The organism is Nocardia sp. NPDC058705 (genome assembly GCF_042749305.1).
In the GTDB taxonomy this organism is placed as follows: Bacteria; Actinomycetota; Actinomycetes; order Mycobacteriales; family Mycobacteriaceae; genus Nocardia.
Genome location: NZ_JBHYRN010000006.1, coordinates 84,864 through 96,668, shown reverse-complemented (window position 1 = coordinate 96,668; position 11,805 = coordinate 84,864). Strand labels below are relative to the sequence as shown.

Genomic DNA, 11,805 nt, shown 5'->3' with positions numbered 1-11,805 from the left:
TCGCCGACCCGCACCGGTCACCGGCGTGTGCCACCATGGACGGCGGCCGTGTTCTATGTGTTGAGGGAGAGCTGTGACCACACCCGGTGACGAATCGGCGGACCCGGTCGCCCGCGCGGAGGAACTGATCAGGCTCGTCGCCATCGGCCTCGCGACGCTCGGTCCGGCAGGCTGGCAGCGCCTCGACGCCACCTTCGTGCTCGCGGCCCGCACCCAGCTCGACTTCGTCGTGTTCAGCGACGACTCCGGCCGCTCCCGCCAGATTCCGCCCACCGATGAGGTGCGCGAGCACGTGCGCGGGCTCCGCGAACTCTCGGCGCAGCTCAGTGACGGACCGTGGTGGCGAATGCTGTTGCGGCTCACCAGTCGTGGCGAAATGGAAGTCGACTACGACTACGGTGACGAACCCTTCCCGCCGGAGCACACCCTCGACGACGAGGTGTATCGCGCTGATCTCGAGCTCTTTCCGCGTTCGCAGGTCCCGATCTGGCTGGCGGCCCGGTTGCGCGGTGGCGACGGCCAGCGCCGCCCGGCTGATCTCGCCGCTCGTCAGGCCCGCGAGGACATCGCCGCCGGCGAACGAGGAACGCTGTCACGCAATGACTTTCCCGCGCTGCCTGCCCTGTGGGCACGCTGGGCGGTGATCGCTTCGGCCTTTGTCGCGGTCGGTTCGCCGTGGGGTCCGCGGGTGCTGCCTTCGCTCGGCTTCTTCGAAGGCAGCAGGCACAGCGGTTCGACGCTGTATCGACTCCCCGGTGGCCGGGCCGTGCTCTCGGGCGGCGTCTGGAACGCACCCGAGCTCGACGCGGTCTACAACGGTGACGCCCCGATGCCCGCCTACTACTCGGGTGCGCCCGCCTGGGTCGCCGATCAGGTGCTCAACCCGCGAGCGGGCACCGGCCTGCTCACCTTCTGCTACTGGTGGGAGGGCGGTAGCTGGTATCGCGGCGCCTCACCCAGTTCCGAGGCGCTGGCCGAGGCGGTGCCCGCGGTGTGGAACGGCGACACCGTTGTCGATGTGGTGGCCGGGCTACTCGGTCCCGACACCAGTGCCCGTGCGCGGGCCGGGATCGCGACGCTGGTCACGGCCGCCGAGATCGGCATCGTGACCAGGGATACCCTGCTCGACGTGTACGGCGACGCCGAATCGTTCGACATCGACGGTGCGTTCCTGCAGCTCACCATGGCTGGCGTCGCGCTCACCCTGCCCGACCCGCTGCCGCGCGAGGAGGCGATCGCGACCGTGCGCCGCCATATCGAGGCAGGCGGCGCCGACACCACCGGTTATCCCCTCGACGAACTGCGCGCCGATCGGATCGGGGTGGGCTGGATGGTGTTCGTACCGGTCGAGCCGGGGGAGATGGCGATCGGGCGCGCCATCTTCTATCTCGCCGATGACGGTGTGCTGGAGTCGTCGACCTCCTCGGTCGCCCCGTCGGTCTACATTCCGGAATTCGAACGGCGCTTCCAGCAGCGTCACGGTGCAGTGGACGCCTGAGAAGCAGCGGACGCCTGAGAAGCAGTGGAGGCTTGAGAACATGGCACGCGAGAATCGGCCGACCGAAGACGAACTGCGTGTGAACTTCGAGGTCGAATTGGCCTCGGCGGTGGCGGGTGGCGGGGTACGCACCGAAACCGGCCTCGACACCAGAACCGAAGACGCCCTGGTGAATATCGTGCACGCGTTCCCGGTCGTGTCCCAGCAGCTGATCGACGCGGCCCGCGCCGCGTTCGCCGGTCAGCTCGACGGTTCGAACGCCGAGCAGTCTCGGGCATTGCTCACCAGGCTGATCGAAGAACACAACCGCGCGGTGGCCGAAGGTTCCGGACATTCTGTGGCAGAAGATGATTCACGCTAACGTTATCTGCTGTTAAGCCTGCTCGTGGGAAGATCGACAGCAGGTTTGTGGTGATCGGGCAGGAGTTGACTGATGGCTGACGCGGACGCGCCGTTCCAGCAGATGCGCGGAATGGCTTCGGAGGGATCGACACTCCAGATCGACGATCGCGCGATGGCGAACACCCTCGCCGTGGCCGTCGCGAAGATGATCACCATGATCGAGATCGTCGAGAACAACGCCTATCAGGTCGACACCAGTGTCGAGGACGCCCAGATGTTCGGCGGACTGCTGTCGAGCCTGCAGATGCAGTCGAAGGTGCTTGGTACGGGCGTTGACCTGCGCAAGAAGCTGGCCGATCACAAGAAGATCCTCGATGCCATCGGCCAGACCTTCGTGACGGCGGGCAAGCTGTACGAGGACACCGACAATGAATCGGGAACCACTTTCACCGGGATCAGGGCAGCGATCGCGGAGAAGGGCGGCAAACCCCCCGAGGTTCCGAAGGTCACGCAGTTCACCAGGCATGTGGATTACCTGCTCTCGCCGAGCAATTCGTCGATGACGGGCGCGAACCCACTGCTGACGACCTACGAGGCGGGGAAGATGAACATCCCCGCGCCGATCGCGCCCGGCGACGGCGGCGACGCCATGCGGGTCGCGAAGGATGAGCGAAATCCCTCACCGGTCAACGTCGAAGCGGCCGCCAGCAAGGACTACGACGACTTCCACAATATGTACATCGCCATCGCCAACACCAAAACGAAGGTCGATCAGATCGCGAAGGCTTGGGGGTGGATGCACCAGCAGATGCGCGACAACGCCACCGGTTTGCGTGAGGCGGTCGACAGTGCGATCACGAAGGGCTTGTGGAGTACGCCCGCGGCGGCCAAGGCGCGCAACTCGATCAGCGGTTACACCGCCGATGTGGTCAACCTGTCCAACAAGATGAACACGCTGAGCACGACCATCGGTTACGCGTCGAACTGGCTGGGCCAGGTGCAGACCTACCTTCCCGCGAAGCCGAAGCCGAAGGCACCTGCTTCCGGGCATCCGGCGCAGGAACATCAGTACTACAAGGACATCGAGAAGGCGACCGGCCTCGCCCGAGAAGGGTTCAGTCGCCTGTACGCGCCCTCGATCACGACTGCCAGCAACTCGATTCCGCTGCTGCCGGACGCGTCGAGCCCGGTGACCGGCGGCCTGACCGGCGACTCGGGCACGGGCGGATCCGATTCCGGCGACAGTCGTTCCGGTAGCGGCAGCGGTTCAGGTTCGGGTGCCGGCGGTGGCGGGTACGGCGGCGGCTTCGGCGGTGGCTCGGGCGGTTCGGGTTCGGGTCACGCCTCGCGGCCGGTCGGAACCAGCTCGACCGACAAGCCCGGCGGCACCACCGGACCAGGGGGGATCACCGGGATCAATCGACCGGACGGCACGCAATCCGGCTCGGGACAGAACGGCTCCGGTGCCGGGTCGGGCGCAGGTTCCGGCGGTGGCTCCGGCACCTCGGCGCTGTCGGAAGCAGCCAAGCAGATGGGCCTGGCCAGTTCGCAGCCGACCGCGGCGACCACGGCCGCCGAGCAAGCGGCCGCGGCCAACAAGGCGGCGATCGACAAGGCCAAGGAAGACCTGGCCAAGAACACCAAGGCTGGTGGTGCAGGCGGCGGTGCGGGTGGCGGTGGCCTCGGTGGCGGTGGCCTCGGCGGTGCCGGTCTGCCGAAGGACGCGGCGACGGCCGCAGCGTCGAAGCTGTTTCCGCGCGCGTCCGCGGGTCTGCCGGGTGCCGCCGCGGGCCTCGGCCGGGCGGGCATGGGCGCGGGCATGGCAGGCATGCCGGGTGGCATGGGGCCTGCCGGTGCTGGTGCGGGCGGTCAGGGCGGTGGCAACAAGGAACACAAGCGCGCCGACTACCTCGACTCGGCCGAACACCTCGACGAGGCGATCGGCGGGGCGCCGGTGGTGGCCAAGCCGGTGATCGAAAGGTGAATCGCCGCTGGAAGTTCAGCGCGCTCGAATTCGCGGCGATGTGGGCGGAGACCGGCGAGGAGCATGTGCCCGCGCCGTTTCTGTTCACCACCGACATCGAGCTCCAGGCCGACTACGAACGGGCCTGTCGGCAGGCGGTGGAGCACGTGCGGATGAGTCACGGGTTCGATGTCGACACGGTCTTCGCGGCGATCAATGAACCCGATATCAGGATCGAGGTCCGCGGTTTCGACGAGCGCGACCGGTGGCGTGCGGACGGGTTGATCCGGATACTCGCCACCCGGCGCGGCGACACCGGCTACCTGGTGACGGCGCAGCCGGGGCACAAGTACTCCACCAGCTCGTCGTTCGAGGTCACCGAATGCGGTGCGCTCGATCTGGCCGGGATGGTCGCGCGGGCGCTGCCCGATGTTTCCCCCGGGCGTCGTCCCGATTTCGTCGTCGACACCGGTGCCGAAAAGACCGAGATCGACTACGAGTTCGGCAGGTCGTCAGTGCACGACACCTTCGAGGACTCTGTCACCGAGCGGGCCGCGGCCTTCTACGCCGCGCCGGGGTTGTGCGCGGGCACGATAGAGATCATCCAGGGCAGTTCGATTTTCGGCCCGCGCGGAATCAGCCGGTTCCTGCTGGGCTGGCGTGATCTCGAAGACGACGGCCGCTACGTGATCGACGATCGGCATCCGCCCACCGCCACCGCCGCGGATCGCAAACAGCTGACCCGGATGATCAACGCCAGGATCGCGGAAGTGGTGCGCGCGATCAAGGACGAACGTGTCTGAAAGGGCAACAATGGATTCCGACCCACCGGCCGAATGGACCGCGACCTCACGCGACGGCTCGATCGAGGTGCGTACCACCGAACAGGGTCTGCCGGTGGGCATTTCGATCGAAGCGGCCGAATTACGCCGTGACCCCACCGGACTCGCCGAGGAAGTTCTGCGGCTGTGTCGTACCGCGGCGAACCGGGCGGGCCTGGCTCGGCGCGAGCAGTTGGCGGCGGCCGGGCTGGCGCCGGAATGGCTGGCGATGACGGGACTGCCGAGTGCCGAAGAAGTTGCCGCGCAGGAGATCGCGCAAGAGCAGGACTACGAGACCGAGCAGGACAGCTGGCTGCGGCCGGTCTAGCGGAGGCGGATCACACTGTGTACGAGACGATGGACGAGCTCCAGGCGAGCGTGCAGCGCAGGCTCTACCGGCTGCGCGATCTGACCGATGGGCTGACCGGGTTGCGTGCCGAACACACCTCGCAGGACGGCGAGGTCACCGTCGTTGTCGACGGTAACGGCGGATTGCTGGATCTTCGCTTCACCGAGGACATTTCGCGAATGACACCCTCGGAGTTCGAGCAGACGCTGACCGGCACGGCGGCGGCCGCGGTGCGCGAGGTGTTCGCCCAGCGCGCCGAACTGGTGACCGCTTTCAATGCGGAAGTCGCCGGGTAGTCATCTGATGTTAACGATCACCGGGCACAGTTTCGTTAGTACGCCTACCGTTCGAACCGGGTCGATGGTAGGAACAAGGGACTTCTAATTCCATTGCAGGATCGGGGATTTCGATGAGCGATCTCGTAGCGACACCTGATGTGATCCGCGGCTACGGCGAGGCGGCCGCCGCCATGGCGACCGGCGTCGCCACCGCGGGTGGCTTCGATCAGACCGCCACCGTCGCAGCGGCAGTACCGGTGTTCGGCCTGATCGGACAGGAGTTCCTGGTGTCCTTCGCCGGGGCGCAGGCCAATCACGTGTCATCGGTGCTCGAGCTGGCCGGTGTGCACGCGGCGACCGCGGTGACCGCGCATCAGGCCGCCGCGGCTATGGAAGCGACCGAGGTGGCCTCCTCGACCGCAGTGGGATCCGTGGTGAGCGGGCTCCGGTGAACCCGCCGCTCGACCCGGCCATCTCGGAACTGCTGCGCGGCAGTGCGCTGGCGCCGATGATGGATCGGCCGGTCGAGTCGATCCTGGCCGACATGGGATTGCCGGGGCTGCCGCAACTTCCGGCGTTGCCGCCGCTGCCGGAGCTGCCTGCGATGCCGGTGCTCGATCTCACCGCGCTGACCAAACCGCTCACCGATCTGGCGAGCAGCTTCGGCACCGGCAATCTCGGTGTCGCGGCCAACGGGATCGACCCCACCGAGGTCCTCTCCGGCATTTCGACCGCGCTGGAGTCGGCGATGTCGTTGGGCAGCACTGTGTTACAGACGGCGATGTCGCTGTGGCAGGGGCAGGGCGCCACCGGTGCCGCGACCAAGGCGGGGCAGGCCTCGGTGAACGGCGCCGAGCTGGCCACCCAGAGCACGCAGGAGAAGGTCGCTCTCGGCCACGGCGCGACCACGGTCGGCATCGGCTCGCTGGAACTGAGCGGGGTCATCGCGCGGTATGTGGCGATGGTGACCGCGTCGGCGCCGTTCCTCGCCGTGCCGGGCGGGCAGGTGTTTTTGGCAAGTGCCACCGCCGAGTCGATCGCCGAGGCTTTGGCCGTGGTGGCCAAGACCAGGGCCGGTCTCGCGGTGAACTCGGCGGAGATGACCACGGCGGGACGCAAAGTCGAGGTCACCGACGCGCCGACCGGCGTGGACTCCATGCAGCAGGTCATGGCGCTACTGCAGCCGTTGATGAGCCTGGTGCAGACCGGTGCGCAGAGTGCGACCGATATCGCCGACAAGCTCGCCCCGACTACTGCGCTGACGGCAACGCCGGTGGTCGACGGTGACATCGAAGCCTCGGCGGGCGCGGGCGGTGGTGTCGGTGCGGGCGGTGGCGTCGGCGGTGTCGGTGCCATCGGCGGAGCAGTCGCGGCGTCGGCACCGTTGAGCCAGTGGACCGGAACCAGACCTGCCGGTGCTGGATCGACCTCGGGACTCGGAAACAGCTCCACCGCAACAGAATCCGACACGGTGATGCGTCCGGCCGCGACGTCGGGCGGGATGATGCCGATGGGTGCCGGTGCCGCGGGCATGGGCGCGCGCGGTGCCGCAGACGCGGGCGACCTGCCCACCTACCTGGTATCGGCCGAGCACGGCGACGAGGTGGTCGGCGATCTCGACGGCATCGCGATGCCGGTGGTCGGTGCGTCCGAACAGATTTCGCAGTCAGCAGATCCTTCCCCAGACAAGCAACTAACTCTGTAGGAGACAGCCATGACCCGCAGCGGTGTGGACTTCGAAGGTGTGCAGTTCGACGCGACAGCGGCCAAGGACGCGGCAGCGCGTCTGGACAGCCTGGCCGATCGGCTCGAGCAGGATCTCCTGGCCGGCGAGCAACCGCTGACGGTGGCGCCCGCCGGTGTCGACGAGGTCTCGTTGCGCTCCGCGCAGACGATGACGCAGGTCGGCGGCTCCTTCCTCGACGGCGGGCAGGCCGGGGTGTTCGAACTGCGCAAGCTGGCCGCGCTGGTACGCGGGCAGGTCAGCGGTTTCGACAAGTCCGAACAGCACAGCGCCACCGAGTTCGGCTCGCACGCCGTCGGCGCCTGAGCCGACTTTCGCACACGACAGGCAGAGTCGATGATCGAACCGCCGCGCCCCGGGTTCACCGAAGTGGTGTGGGAAGCGCGCCAGCCGGGACCGGGCGCCCGCGGACACAACACCCGTGCCCCGGGGCGCCCCCTTGGCGCGAAAGGGGGGGGGAGGGGGCGGCGGGGGACGCGCGCGCCCCGGCCGGGCCCGCCCGCGACCTCACCACCGGTCCCGGTGGGCTCCCGATGGCCGAGTCGGGCGTGGCCTGGGCTCGGCTGGCGGCGGGCTTCGCGGCGGCGGTGGTGGATTACGAGCAGATCCTGGGCACGCTGCGTGGTGCCTGGCAATCCACCAACAGTCGCGATGTCATCGACCGGATCACCGCCCTGCGCGACTGGCTGACCGAGGCCGCCGCCGAGGCAGCGGCGAATGCCGCACGGGCCGAAACCCAGGCTGCCGCTTTCGAAATCGCCCGTCTCGCTATGCCGAACGCGGCGGAAATCGCGGCGATCGCGCAGGTGCAGAAGATGCTGGCGCAGGTCGGCGGCGCGCTGGGTGCGCCGGTGGCCGCGATCGCCGCGCAGACCGAGGACGAAGCCGATGTGGCCAAGGCGACCGCATCGCGGGTGATGCGTGCCTACGAGGCGGCCACCGAACCCTTGGCGACGCCGTGGCAGCAGACCACGCCACCGGTGCTGGCCACCGACGCGGCGCTCGTCGCCGAGCGAAGCGGCAGTCAGCCGAGCAGTGCGGGTGCCACGCCTTCGATGCCGGTCATGGTCGGTGGATTGCCCGCCGGGCTGGCGGGTTTGTCCGTGGCCAGGGAGAAGACCGAGTACCGGACGCAGATCCTGATACCCACCGATGCCCCCGAGATCGTGGAAACCGTTGCACCACAACCGGTGCACACGGTGCCCGCCGGTGCGATGCCGATGATGCCCGGTGCGATGGGCGCTGGTGCGGCCACTGCCGAAGACGAGGAATACCAATCACGGGCGGGCGATGCGGGCACCGATGTGATCGGCGCTGATCTCGGAATCGTCTCCGCACCAGCTGTTCTCGGTGTGCCAGAGCGTATCGCGGGCACAGGGCAGAGCGCCGGGAGTTCCGCATGACTGTGCTGACCAACGACGGTGTGCTCGCGGTCGCCGAACGGCTCGGTGTGCAAACCCTGCCGCTGGTGCTCGCGGTGGCGCCCACCCAGGACTCGCACGCCGACTACGCCGCCGCCCAGCAGTCGGCCGTCGCCGACCTGACCGATGCGGGCGTGTTCGACACCTACGGTGATGTGACACCCGAGGTGTCCGACGCCATGTATGTGCTGTCCCAACCGGATCGCGAACTCGTCGCCAGGGTGTACACCGGCGGCGCGCTGCCGATACGAATCTGCTTGGCGCGACGGGATTCCCGGCATGCGCTCGCGGTGCGCTCCGATGACGAGCTCGACATCTCGACAGTCTGGGCCGACGATCCAGGCGCGGCACTGCGCCGCCCACTCGGCGCAGCGCTCGGCGCCTGCGCACCCGCCGAGGTGGCGAACTTCAGCGCACCGACCACCGACCTGGCCCGACGCCTCGATGCCGCGACGACCTCGGCCGAATACGCCGACGCCGTGTACGCGCTCGGTGTCACCGGCCGCGACGCCACCGAATACGCGATGGCGTTCGAGTCCTGCCATGCCTACGCCGAGATCGTGGCCTGTGCCCACATCGACGGCGTGACCACCCGGCCGCCCTGCGCGGTCGCGGTCTACGACACCGGACGTGGGCGGATCGTCGTCGCGCCCGGTATCGCCCCGGATCAGCAGGTCTGGTCCACCGTCACACCGGGCAGCGATCACCGTCTCGCGCAAGCGATCTCGGGCCTGATCGAACTGCTGCCGGGGGGAAGGTGGCTACCGCTATAGATCCTGCTCCGGCGGTGTACCCGTCGGACTCGGGCGGCGGCATACCAGGTGCCGTCCACGAACATCTCCCAACAGACGAGAAGGGCTTTCGAAGATGAGTGGAAGAGTTTTCAACGACGGCGCGGCGGCAAGCGCGGCGCAGGGCGACATGGCCAACGCGGTCGAGGGCATGCAGTTCACGCTGAAGGCCATCACCGACGAGGTCGTCGCGGCCAAGGGCTGGCAGGGTGCCGCGCGCGGCGCCTTCAACCAGGCAGCCGACGCGTGGAGTGTCGAGGCGGGCAAGCTCCAGACGCTGCTCGATCAGATCGCCAACCACGTGGGCGAGGGCACCAAGGAATACATCCGGCAGGACGGCGAGGGCGAAGACGCTTTCCGCTTCACCAGCCTCTGACCATCTGTTTCACCAGAAACAACCTTTCCGATCGGAGACATCATGTCTGACATCATCGAATACGACTCCGGCCAAATGGTCACCCTGTACAGCGACCTGGTGAACTTCCGCAAGGCGCTCACCGACTTCGCCGGGGACATGAAGGATGCCGGTGGCAAGCTGGCCGTGGCGTGGGAGGGCAACTCCGCCCACTCCGCCTTCGCGGACCTGCACACCAAGTGGGACGGCGAGTTCGAGGACACCCTGATCATCCTCGACAAGGTCGCCGCCGAAGTCGAGAACGCGCTGCACCGCGCGCTCGGCACCGACGGCAAGATCGGCGACGGTTTCGCCGACCTGGGCTGAAGCCGCCCACGCGTTAGGGTCGACGGGGACGACATCCCGTCGACCCTTTCGCGTATCAGCGTGCGGCACTCAGTGATTCGCCGATGTAGCGCATCTCGTCAGGGGTGGTCACCATGTTGACCGTTCGGGTTCCGTGGACGGTGCGCACTGTGATCAGCGTCGGCCGATCGGGGTCCTGGGTCAGCACCACGTCGGCGGCGATGTCACCGGCGGGTTCGTGCGGTGACCGCACGTGCACCACCGTCGCGCCACCCGTCAGCGCGGCGGGCGCGGGACCGTCGAACACGACGACGGTCGCGGGCGGAAACAGTCCGCCGCCCACCGGTGCGGCGGGCGGCAGCTGCTGGGCCGCCCCCGCTGATCGCGATGCGATCGAGAGTAAGTGCGGCGCGCCGACATTGGCGACCATGGTGTGCCACGCGTCCGGGCGGGAGGTGTGCACGATCGCCCGCGCACCCAGCGCCAGCGCCCGCAGGATCACCTGCTGAGCCAGATCGAGCCGACCGATCACCTCGAGATGCCGAGTGCCCTCGCCGATCAGCGGCACGGCCAGACCCTGCCCCTGGTCGTCGGCGCCGATCAACTGTCCGCATCCCGCCGTCGGCACCACGATGCCGTCGAGCGCGGCCAAGGCGCCGCGGTAGTCGCCCGCGGAGTCACGCACCGCCGACTGCACCGGCAGCGTATCGAGCAGCGCGCGGAACTGCCTGCCCGGCATGGCTCGCAGGCCCGCGACCGGCGGACTGTCCAACGGCGTCGCGGTGTCGAACCGGACCAGCGCGCCGACGGTGATCGACTCGGGATCACCCGCACGGTTCGCCGTGCGATGGGTGCCGGGGCGCAGCCGGACCGTCACCGTGGTGCTGACGCTGGGAGTGGCCCAGATGTCGGCGAACCCACGCGTGCCGACGAGTTCGGGACCGATCTCGTAGCTGGTGAGGTGGATGCCCTCGTGCACCAGCGCCGTCTGGGTCTCGGTGAACTCCGCGAGCGCGACATTGCGGGTGAGCAAACGCACGGCCGCGTTCATCTCCTGCGCGGTCAGCACCGACACCGAAATCTGCTGGGCGGCCAGTCGATTCGCGACTCGACGAGTGGCGATGATCGCGGTGCGCAGCGCGCCGGTGCTGCTGCCGCCGCGATTAGCCACGGCCTCGGCATTGGCCAGCGGGTCCAGCCGCAGCACCAGCCAGACGGTGCGATGCGCGATCGCGGGCAGCGGGCCGATGATCTGGTCGTAGAGCCGAGCCAGCGGGCCGGTGCCCGCGGTGCGCGCGCCGGTGCTGATGACGTCGACGGAGGCGAGGCCGATGTCGAATTGGTCGAGGCAGCGCGCGATTTCGGCCAGCGGAAGCAATTGGTCGGTGCTCAGCGCACCCCGGCGCAGCAGCGTGGCAGCGTCCGGGGGCGGGTCGATGCCCAACATCGTGATCAGCAGATCGCCGTCGGCTCGCACGCCGTAACTGCCACCTTCGGGCAGTGGAACGTCGAACGGTTCGGCACCACCCACCCCCGCGCTGGGTCGCACCCGCCGCCAGCGGTAGCTCAGCGCGCGCACGAGCATGCCGCCGACATTGCGCGGGTGTCTGCGGCGCACCGGTACCGCGCCGATCGTGAAAAGCGTCGCGCCGATCGCGGTGGCGGCCCACCACTGCAGGCCGCTCGCCACCGCCACCCACGCACCGAACGCGGCAAGTAGTCCGAGCGGAATCATCAAGTGCAGCGGGTAAGTACGAAACAGCCAGAATTCGGGATCACGCAAACTCGCGTTCACCGAATCTCCGCGGTCGGGCACAACGTCGCGTCGCGGGGTCACCATTTCCCGTTCGTTCACAGCCTGGTTCACGGCAATCAACTCTGAATTCGCTTCCGGCTCT

At 68.2% G+C, this 11,805-nt stretch carries 14 protein-coding genes; 13 read left to right on the top strand and 1 reads right to left on the bottom strand.

The features are described from left to right. Positions 1-73: 73 nt before the first annotated feature. The 13 genes from ACFW6D_RS10930 (at position 74) to ACFW6D_RS10870 (ending at position 9,928) form a co-directional block, all read left to right on the top strand. On the top strand, positions 74-1,498 hold the full coding sequence (locus tag ACFW6D_RS10930) for a hypothetical protein (RefSeq protein ID WP_379327012.1): 1,425 nt from the start codon (positions 74-76) through the stop codon (positions 1,496-1,498). 40 nt (positions 1,499-1,538) lie between these two features. Beyond that, on the top strand, positions 1,539-1,859 hold the full coding sequence (locus tag ACFW6D_RS10925; RefSeq protein ID WP_379327010.1) for a hypothetical protein: 321 nt from the start codon (positions 1,539-1,541) through the stop codon (positions 1,857-1,859). Positions 1,860-1,931: 72 nt separating this feature from the next. Further along, positions 1,932-3,824, top strand: a complete 1,893-nt coding sequence (locus ACFW6D_RS10920) for a hypothetical protein (protein WP_379327008.1) — start codon at positions 1,932-1,934, stop codon at positions 3,822-3,824. After that, positions 3,821-4,606 (top strand): ESX secretion-associated protein EspG, encoded by a 786-nt coding sequence (locus tag ACFW6D_RS10915; protein ID WP_379327006.1) that lies wholly within the window; start codon positions 3,821-3,823, stop codon positions 4,604-4,606. Before ACFW6D_RS10920 ends, ACFW6D_RS10915 begins: the two co-directional genes overlap by 4 nt. A gap of 10 nt (positions 4,607-4,616) precedes the next feature. Then, the gene (locus ACFW6D_RS10910) at positions 4,617-4,952 is read left to right on the top strand and encodes a hypothetical protein (RefSeq protein ID WP_379327004.1); all 336 of its coding nucleotides are present in this window, start codon (positions 4,617-4,619) and stop codon (positions 4,950-4,952) included. 29 nt (positions 4,953-4,981) lie between these two features. Further along, positions 4,982-5,269, top strand: a complete 288-nt coding sequence (locus ACFW6D_RS10905) for a YbaB/EbfC family nucleoid-associated protein (RefSeq protein ID WP_379327002.1) — start codon at positions 4,982-4,984, stop codon at positions 5,267-5,269. Positions 5,270-5,382: 113 nt separating this feature from the next. After that, positions 5,383-5,703, top strand: a complete 321-nt coding sequence (locus tag ACFW6D_RS10900) for a hypothetical protein (protein ID WP_379327000.1) — start codon at positions 5,383-5,385, stop codon at positions 5,701-5,703. Continuing rightward, positions 5,700-6,956 carry a hypothetical protein gene (locus ACFW6D_RS10895; RefSeq protein ID WP_379326998.1) on the top strand — a complete coding sequence of 419 codons (1,257 nt, stop codon included), beginning with the start codon at positions 5,700-5,702 and terminating at the stop codon, positions 6,954-6,956. Before ACFW6D_RS10900 ends, ACFW6D_RS10895 begins: the two co-directional genes overlap by 4 nt. Before the next feature lie 9 nt (positions 6,957-6,965). Further along, a complete protein-coding gene (locus ACFW6D_RS10890; protein WP_379326996.1) occupies positions 6,966-7,301 on the top strand; it encodes a PE family protein in 336 nt (111 codons plus the stop codon). 227 nt (positions 7,302-7,528) lie between these two features. Continuing rightward, entirely contained in the window at positions 7,529-8,398 is an 870-nt protein-coding gene (locus tag ACFW6D_RS10885) for a PPE domain-containing protein (protein WP_379326994.1), read from the top strand. Next, positions 8,395-9,189 carry an ESX secretion-associated protein EspG gene (locus ACFW6D_RS10880; RefSeq protein ID WP_379326992.1) on the top strand — a complete coding sequence of 265 codons (795 nt, stop codon included), beginning with the start codon at positions 8,395-8,397 and terminating at the stop codon, positions 9,187-9,189. Before ACFW6D_RS10885 ends, ACFW6D_RS10880 begins: the two co-directional genes overlap by 4 nt. 94 nt (positions 9,190-9,283) lie before the next feature. After that, on the top strand, positions 9,284-9,583 hold the full coding sequence (locus ACFW6D_RS10875) for a WXG100 family type VII secretion target (RefSeq protein WP_379326990.1): 300 nt from the start codon (positions 9,284-9,286) through the stop codon (positions 9,581-9,583). Positions 9,584-9,625: 42 nt separating this feature from the next. Next, positions 9,626-9,928 (top strand): WXG100 family type VII secretion target, encoded by a 303-nt coding sequence (locus ACFW6D_RS10870; protein ID WP_379326989.1) that lies wholly within the window; start codon positions 9,626-9,628, stop codon positions 9,926-9,928. A 55-nt stretch (positions 9,929-9,983) separates the two neighbouring features. Here the strand turns inward: ACFW6D_RS10870 and eccE are convergent, their stop codons facing one another. Next, on the bottom strand, positions 9,984-11,702 hold the full coding sequence (gene eccE, locus ACFW6D_RS10865; protein ID WP_379326987.1) for a type VII secretion protein EccE: 1,719 nt from the start codon (positions 11,700-11,702) through the stop codon (positions 9,984-9,986). Between the last annotated feature and the right edge of the window lie 103 nt (positions 11,703-11,805).

What these genes read in the sequence shown, in the direction of transcription:
- ACFW6D_RS10910 (WP_379327004.1), top strand. Translation starts at nt 4,617, where the DNA reads ATGGATTCCGACCCACCGGCCGAATGGACCGCGACCTCACGCGACGGC.
- ACFW6D_RS10925 (WP_379327010.1), top strand. Translation starts at nt 1,539, where the DNA reads ATGGCACGCGAGAATCGGCCGACCGAAGACGAACTGCGTGTGAACTTC.
- ACFW6D_RS10905 (WP_379327002.1), top strand. Translation starts at nt 4,982, where the DNA reads ATGGACGAGCTCCAGGCGAGCGTGCAGCGCAGGCTCTACCGGCTGCGC.
- ACFW6D_RS10885 (WP_379326994.1), top strand. Translation starts at nt 7,529, where the DNA reads ATGGCCGAGTCGGGCGTGGCCTGGGCTCGGCTGGCGGCGGGCTTCGCG.
- ACFW6D_RS10875 (WP_379326990.1), top strand. Translation starts at nt 9,284, where the DNA reads ATGAGTGGAAGAGTTTTCAACGACGGCGCGGCGGCAAGCGCGGCGCAG.
- ACFW6D_RS10880 (WP_379326992.1), top strand. Translation starts at nt 8,395, where the DNA reads ATGACTGTGCTGACCAACGACGGTGTGCTCGCGGTCGCCGAACGGCTC.
- ACFW6D_RS10920 (WP_379327008.1), top strand. Translation starts at nt 1,932, where the DNA reads ATGGCTGACGCGGACGCGCCGTTCCAGCAGATGCGCGGAATGGCTTCG.
- ACFW6D_RS10870 (WP_379326989.1), top strand. Translation starts at nt 9,626, where the DNA reads ATGTCTGACATCATCGAATACGACTCCGGCCAAATGGTCACCCTGTAC.
- ACFW6D_RS10900 (WP_379327000.1), top strand. Translation starts at nt 5,383, where the DNA reads ATGAGCGATCTCGTAGCGACACCTGATGTGATCCGCGGCTACGGCGAG.
- ACFW6D_RS10890 (WP_379326996.1), top strand. Translation starts at nt 6,966, where the DNA reads ATGACCCGCAGCGGTGTGGACTTCGAAGGTGTGCAGTTCGACGCGACA.